Below are 6,362 nucleotides of genomic sequence, written 5' to 3' on the forward strand. Positions count from 1 at the left end.
AAGAGGGTGGGGATCATTAAGACACCGAACCAGCCCACATAGAGGCGATTATTGGTGCTTGTGACCCACTGACAAAACCGTTCCCACAGGGATAAGTTCTGTTGTGTTTGAACTGTTGTAGTCATGTTTATGATGATTGCAAGTTGTGCAAGATTATGATGAACGGGAATTTGTGTTCCCTTGCTATACAGTATATGTACTTTTGTTAAAAATCGGCAAGTTTTCTAATATATTTTATTTTTATCGAACAGTTTAGGGTTGCTTATTTGAGAGAGAGGAAGGATCACGCACGCCCTATCCTATGTTGGTAGTCAGGGCTTTAGCCCTTATCCCGGTTTAGATAAGCTAGAATACGAGAGAGCAATTGTTTCTAAGGTGGAGATGATGCAGCACGCTCATCAACACCACCCGAATCACCGCCAAACTGCAAGAGAACCTATGAATTCACCTATTAAAGCTGTTCAAGCTCCCTATCGAGGAGACGCATCGTTCACACGGACTCCTCCCCCAGACTTACCCTCCCTATTATTAAAAGAACGGATTGTCTATCTGGGGTTGCCCTTAGTCTCACCGGATGAATACAAACAGCAGCTTGGTGTTGATGTAACAGAATTAATCATTGCCCAACTGTTGTACCTACAATTTGATGATCCTGAAAAACCCATCTTCATGTACATCAACTCCACAGGTACATCCTGGTATGGGGGAGATGCCATTGGCTTTGAAACGGAAGCCTTTGCCATCTGCGATACCATGAGCTACATTAAGCCCCCCATCCACACGATCTGTATTGGTCAGGCCATGGGAACAGCGGCCATGATCCTCTCCACAGGGACAAAGGGATATCGAGCCAGCTTACCCCACGGTACAATTATCCTACACCAACCCCGACAAGGGACCCAGGGACAAGCCTCAGATATTCAAATTCGGGCAAAAGAAGTCTTGGCCAATAAACGGTCAATGCTAGAGATTTTTGCCAAGACAACCGGGAAATCTCACGAACAACTCGAAAAAGACACAGACCGGATGTTTTACATGACCCCCGAAGATGCGAAAGAATATGGCTTAATCGATCGCGTCTTGGAAAGCAGCAAGGAACTTCCTGCTCCAATTCCCTCTGCTTAATCTAACTTGAGCTTCCTTTGAGCTTCATTGAATTGACTGATTTTATTGACTTTTAACTCACGGATGTAATCATGCCTATTGGTGTTCCCAAAGTTCCCTATCAAATGCCCGGTCAACCTTACAGTGACTGGATTAATATATACGATCGCCTCTACCGAGAGCGCATTATTTTCATCGGTCGAGGCATTAACGATGGTCTGGCCAATCAGGTCATCGCCATTATGTTGTACTTGGACTCCGAAGACAACAGCAAACCCATTTATCTCTACATCAACTCCCCAGGGGGGTCTGTAACGGCTGGACTGGCTATTTATGACACTATCCAGCATATTAAATCAGAAGTCGTGACCATTTGTGTCGGGTTAGCGGCCTCAATGGGGGCTTTTCTACTCAGTGCCGGAACAAAAGGAAAACGTCTGGCCTTACCCCACTCTCGGATTATGATTCACCAACCGTTAGGGGGAACACAAGGTCGTCGTCAGGCCACCGATATTGAGATTGAAGCGCGAGAAATTCTCCGCATTAAAAAGCAGCTTAATCAGATCATGGCCGATCATACCGGACAGACTATTGAAAAGATTGACAAAGATACCGACCGCGACTTCTTTATGTCTCCCCAAGAGGCATTAGAGTACGGGTTGATCGATAAAGTAATCGAAGATACCCCATAACACCCAATACACAACACTCTGAAAACTTGCGATCGCATTGTTCGTAGTCAGGGCTTTAGCCCTACTCAACAATGCGATCGCTATTTTCTAGGCTACACCACATCGTTCGTAGTCAGGGCTTTAGCCCTACTCAACAAGGCGATCGCTATTTTCTAGGCTAAAATCAAAACAAACGTTTTGCACGAGGGACCACCATGACCCCAGACCCCACCCCAACCGCAGCAACCCCCCCCGTGACCGTAACCCAGTGGCAACCCCAAATGCCACCCGACAACTTAATCTTTGATGACGGAGAACCCTTGGAAAGCAATCGTCACCGCATCGGAATGAACGTCCTCATTCGTTCCCTAAACCAAGCCTTTGCCCACCGCAACGACTTCTTTAGCGGAGGCAATATGTTTATTTACTTCAGTCGAGAGCAAGTCAGAAACCAAGACTTTCGCGGGCCAGACTTTTTTGCCGTCTTAAACATTGACGGTAGTTATCCCCGTCAAGGATGGGTCGTCTGGGAAGAAGCGGGACGCTATCCCGATGTCATCGTAGAATTAATGTCTCCCAGTACCGCAACCATTGATGTCACCGAAAAAAAAGACATCTACGAACAAACCTTTAGAACCCCCGATTATTTTGTCTATGACCCCTTTAATGCTGACTCCCTGCAAGGTTGGCATTTAGACGCAAACCAAACCTATCAACCATTAACCCCCAATGAAAACGGACAATTATGGTGTCAGCAATTGGGGTTATGGGTAGGAGTCTGGCAAGGCACAATCGACCGAGAATTTGCCCCCTGGTTGCGCTTTTACGACCAAGCGGGTAATGTTGTCCCCTTACCCGAAGAAGCCGCCCAACAGCAAGCAGAAACCGCCCAACAGCAAGCAGAAACCGCCCAACAGCAAGCAGAAACCGCCCAACAGCAAGCAGAAGCGGCACAACAACGAGCAACCGAACTCGAACAAACCCAACGCAACGCTATTCCCCAACTCTTAGCTACTGGAATGACAGTGGAGCAAGTTGCCGAAATTCTCTCCGTTTCTGCGGAATTTGTGCAACAAATAGCAAACAGTAATCAGTAATCAGTAATCAGTAATCAATACTCTGTTTTTTACTGAATACATCAACCCGTTTTAACGGGTTTTCGCTATTAGCCTTGGGTTTTAACCCAAGGTTCAGGTCTCAAACTTCAAAAAGATAGTAAATATTAGGAGCGAGGATTCCATATTAACCCGTTTTAACGGGTTTTCGCTATTAGCCTTGGGTTTTAACCCAAGGTTCAGGTCTCAAACTTCAAAAAGATAGTAAATATTAGGAGCGAGAATTCCATATTAACCCGTTTTAACGGGTTTTCGCTATTAGCCTTGGGTTTTAACCCAAGGTTCAGGTTAACTCAAACATTAAGCCACCACTTCCTCAGCTTTCTTTAAAATAAAAAGACTCCCATCTCCCCCTCGACCAATCCGCAACGAGTCATCCAAATAAGTAATCGTCAGACTAGGAATTCTCCCCACCGGATTATTCGCCCGAACCTCCTTAACCACTTGTTGTCTAGGCAACTTCACCCCTAAAATCTTCTGAACCACAAGAGAACGCTTTTGAAAATTTACATTAATCTTCCGAAACGGTTGACCATCGGCAGCAGTAGGTGCGCTATAAAAAGTTGCAGTAACGACAACATAACCCGCAAGTAGTTTTAAACTGTGTTGGCAATAGGCTTGGTTCAAAAAGCTCTTAGAGGCAACATCAATCTTTTGATATACCTTCCCCAACTCAAACCCCAACGGTAAAGAACTCAAATTACGGATTTCCCGTGCATTAGAGTACAACAATTGCCAAGGGCCATTCAGCATCTCAGGAACATCTTTGAGAGGTTGAGGATAAGGAGTCTGTTTTTCAACCGCAATAGTAAAATTTTCTAAGGCCAATCGGGTATCTTGGTTAAGATTGAGATCGGTTAATGGAGTCCCCGGAGTCAGTTTCTGTTCACTGGCAACCGTAGCAATTTTTTCTAGTAGAGCTTGTTTCAGAGAATATTGAGTCTTCATTCAATTAACAATTAACAATTAACAATTAACAATTAAATTTGGTTGATCCGTTCGTAGTAAGCCCTTTAGGGCTTATTCCCCCCTGACAATGTTTAAGAGTTTCGTTGATCTCTCAACCCGTTTTAACGGGTTTAAGCTCTTAGCCTTGGGTTTCAACCCAAGGCGTATTTTTTGATTTTCAATTGTTGCTATGGGTGAGACACAGCGATCTGGTGTTCATAACCTATTTGAGATGGCGATAGGGGGATCATATGAATGCTCACCCCACAACAAACAACTAATTATGAATTATCCCCGACCACTGCACCTTTTTCGCCTTCGAGCGACGATAGGAAAAGAAATACTCTGCTTCTTGATAAGTACAACAGGGGGCAATTGCCAGACAATTCTCATTTACCCCTAACTGCTTAATCTGTAACTCATTCACCTTACGGACATCTAAACGCACCCGTCCAGGTTTCTCATCGGGTAAAATCGGCGACTCCGGCAACGCATCCAACGACGCAATCACCGCCTCTACGGTCCCCACATACTCCGACTTTACTAACGTCACCGCCACCTCAGCGGCCACCTGTTCCGACACTTGGTACACATCCCCCGCAATAGCTGGCCCCAAAGCAAAGCGTAAATTCTCCAACACACTTCCCATCGTCAAAAACCGGGAAACCGCCTGAGAGATAATTTTCTGTGCCGTTCCCCGCCAACCCGCGTGTAACGCCGCCACTCGTCCTGTCAAGACATCCCCAATTAAAATGGGCGTACAATCGGCACTGGCCACCCAAACGCCTTGTTTCGGTTGAGTTGCGATCGCGCCATCCCCTTGCGGCCAATCCTCATCCTCCAAACTCGTCTGTTCGGCCTCAATCTCCTGGGGCGTTAACACCCGGTTTCCATGCACCTGTTGCAGACGATACGCCCTCGCCCCAGAATGTAAAATTTCCGTTAACTCTTGGGGCGATCGCGGATAAAACCCTTGGGTAAAAAAACCATGAGGCCAACGATCCAGCAACGTACAGGTTAAATAAGGGAGTCCTTGCCATTGTTGCCATTGCCAATGGGGACTTAAACGGACGGACTCAGAAAGAGAAGCGACCAAAACCAATCACCTCGAAATCAACGCTTTGTTAAGACTTGCCCCCCTATAGTATCGTTATTTCTGGGCAATTGACATCAGAGAATCCCCCGTGAACTTCGACCGTAACCGCTTTTACCAAACCCTACAAACCCTCCCCTGGGAGTCCCCCCCCTCCCCCATCACCCTTTATCCCTTTAACACCCTCGCCTCCACCAACAAAACCGCCTGGGAACTCCTCAACCAAAACCTTCCCACCCCCCTACTGGTCATTGCCCAGCGACAAACCGCCGGACAAGGGCAATGGGGGAGACAATGGCAATCCCAACCTGGTGGCCTGTACCTCTCCCTTGCCCTCACCTCACCCCATCCCCTCGACTCCCCCCTCACCCTCGCCATCGCCCTCGGAATCGCCCAAACCCTCCGTCAGTGGGACATTCCCATTCAACTCAAATGGCCCAATGACCTCATCCTCCACGGTCAAAAACTCGGCGGTATCAAAACCGAACGCCACACCCGCCCCAACCACAGCCCCGTCGTCATCGGAGTCGGCATCAACTGGCACAACCCCACTCCCCCAACCGCCATCAACCTGCAAAATTACTCACAAATTGCCCAACTGGAACAGTTAGCCGCCCTCACCGTCCACGGTATTATCTCCGGATACCAGCCCTATCTTCAGGAAGGATTGACCAACCTCTTGCCCCATTACTGGGACCTATTAACCCACCAAGGGCAAGACATCACCATTCAAAACCAACGCGGTAAAATCGTCGGCATTACCGCCCAAGGGGCCTTACGAGTCCGCCTAGCCACCCCCAGTGCCTCAACCGAAATCACTTGTCCCATCGGTTCAATCAGTTGGGGAATACCCACTCCCGCCTCTCCCGTCCAAGAATAACCCTTGAGGAGACTTACAGCCAGGAGAATCAAGTCAAGAACCTTCACTGAATTCCCCCAATCCGTTTTAAAGTAATAGGCAGGCCACCTGTAATTTGAGTTTTAAATTAAACCAAACCCCTACTGATTACTGATTACTAATTACTAATTATCACCGTGAGCCAAAAGTGGCGCGGTTGTCAACGGAGGTTTTAATGCGTCAAAAACAACCAAATCTGACCAGTCTCTTTCTATTCTTATTCCGTCATGCCCTATTCACCCCCAGCTTAACCCTCATTGGGGGCTTAACCTTACTAAGTGGGGGATGGGTCTGGGCCCAAACCGATGCTTTGGTGGATACCGGAACGCCCTCAACCAGTCCGCCTTCCGTTCCCAAACCGCAAAAAGTCCCAGCCTCTCCCGTTTCTCCTCCCCCCCAGGTGAGCAAACCCACCGTTAGTGTCCCAGCCCCGGCCCCTCAACCGGCCCCAGCCCCCCAACCGGCCTCTCCTCCTCCGGTCGTAACCCAACCCCAACCCACCTCTCCCCCTCCCCAAGTCAATAAACCCAACC

6 protein-coding genes and 2 pseudogenes are annotated in these 6,362 nt (G+C 47.9%); 5 read left to right on the top strand and 3 right to left on the bottom strand.

Annotated features, from left to right (window positions below; translation table 11 throughout):
• Positions 1 to 125 (bottom strand): annotated as a pseudogene (locus tag PN462_RS23290) (photosystem II q(b) protein); the annotation flags it as partial.
• Positions 126 to 438: 313 nt separating this feature from the next.
• Between PN462_RS23290 and PN462_RS16550 the strand changes: the two are divergent.
• The 3 genes from PN462_RS16550 (at position 439) to PN462_RS16560 (ending at position 2,872) form a co-directional block, all read left to right on the top strand.
• Entirely contained in the window at positions 439 to 1,125 is a 687-nt protein-coding gene (locus PN462_RS16550) for an ATP-dependent Clp protease proteolytic subunit (RefSeq protein WP_272129925.1), read from the top strand.
• 71 nt (positions 1,126 to 1,196) lie between these two features.
• On the top strand, positions 1,197 to 1,796 hold the full coding sequence (locus PN462_RS16555) for an ATP-dependent Clp protease proteolytic subunit (protein ID WP_443029199.1): 600 nt from the start codon (positions 1,197 to 1,199) through the stop codon (positions 1,794 to 1,796).
• A 194-nt stretch (positions 1,797 to 1,990) separates the two neighbouring features.
• On the top strand, positions 1,991 to 2,872 hold the full coding sequence (locus tag PN462_RS16560) for a Uma2 family endonuclease (RefSeq protein ID WP_272129926.1): 882 nt from the start codon (positions 1,991 to 1,993) through the stop codon (positions 2,870 to 2,872).
• 318 nt (positions 2,873 to 3,190) lie between these two features.
• On the opposite strand, the gene PN462_RS16565 is transcribed toward PN462_RS16560, so the two are convergent.
• A complete protein-coding gene (locus PN462_RS16565; RefSeq protein ID WP_272129927.1) occupies positions 3,191 to 3,838 on the bottom strand; it encodes a PAP/fibrillin family protein in 648 nt (215 codons plus the stop codon).
• Between the two features lie 277 nt (positions 3,839 to 4,115).
• On the bottom strand, positions 4,116 to 4,934 hold the full coding sequence (pgeF, locus tag PN462_RS16570; protein ID WP_272129928.1) for a peptidoglycan editing factor PgeF: 819 nt from the start codon (positions 4,932 to 4,934) through the stop codon (positions 4,116 to 4,118).
• A gap of 88 nt (positions 4,935 to 5,022) precedes the next feature.
• Here pgeF and PN462_RS16575 point away from each other — a divergent pair, with 88 nt between their 5' ends.
• Complete coding sequence (locus tag PN462_RS16575) at positions 5,023 to 5,811, top strand: biotin--[acetyl-CoA-carboxylase] ligase (protein WP_272129929.1); 789 nt, start codon at positions 5,023 to 5,025, stop codon at positions 5,809 to 5,811.
• Between the two features lie 193 nt (positions 5,812 to 6,004).
• Positions 6,005 to 6,362, top strand: a pseudogene (locus tag PN462_RS16580) (hypothetical protein); the annotation flags it as partial.

The sequence above is a fragment of the Spirulina sp. CS-785/01 genome, assembly GCF_028330525.1.
Lineage (GTDB): Bacteria > Cyanobacteriota > Cyanobacteriia > Cyanobacteriales > Spirulinaceae > JAQMSD01.